The 739-nt window shown below is 38.0% G+C and carries 1 protein-coding gene; it reads right to left on the reverse strand.

From position 1 onward, the window contains the following. Positions 1-241 precede the first annotated feature (241 nt). The coding region (locus tag FK268_RS25805; RefSeq protein ID WP_193560320.1) for a FixH family protein at positions 242-739 on the reverse strand (498 nt) is incomplete at its 5' end.

Below are 739 nucleotides of genomic sequence, written 5' to 3' on the forward strand. Positions count from 1 at the left end.
ATAACAATGATTTAATCCTAGTCAGTAACCTTAAAGAATCATATTTATATGAATCATATTTCTGCTCAGTTGAAGCTCAAGCATCAAAGAATGACTTACTGAGTAAATTTAAGAGGAAAATGAGATAAAGAAAAAGAGCATTGCTGCTCTTTCTCCAATAACTCTACAGTTTTATAGCTTTAATTTCACTCACATAAAATCTAGAATAGAAAATCTAAAATGAGATCACGATCATCCATCATCAATGGACTCTGAGTCGCTCTTCTAGCTCACACTCCATTTCAGGAGGACAATTTACTAAAGTGCGCCCCACTAACTCGTGACGGTCATCTCCGCGGAAAATATCAAGTTCCAAGCCCCACGGACCGACTCTAGGGAAGTTAATAGGTACAGAATATAATCCAGGTTCAGACATCTCTAAATTAAAATCTCTATTGAGTTCCTGCTCTGCAGAACGTGTAAACTTCGCAGTAACTTCTGCATTCTCTAACGGTACGCCATCCTTATCTAAAAGCTGTACAACAAAGAAGTTATCTTGATGCGCAAATGGAGTTTCAGCAAAACCAAACTTCACCTGCCATCCACGCTTCTCTTGCTCTAATAGACGCTTCTGATAGGCATTATAGTAAGCCTCTTTTTTATGATAAGCATTAGGAACTTGTCCTGGGAAACGTGTACTTACAAAAGAGTCTTCAGCATTACTCTTAAAGATTAAGCCCTTCTCAGCCATCACAACAAA

This window comes from Tsukamurella sputi (genome assembly GCF_007858445.1).
Classification (GTDB): domain Bacteria; phylum Actinomycetota; class Actinomycetes; order Mycobacteriales; family Mycobacteriaceae; genus Tsukamurella; species Tsukamurella sputi.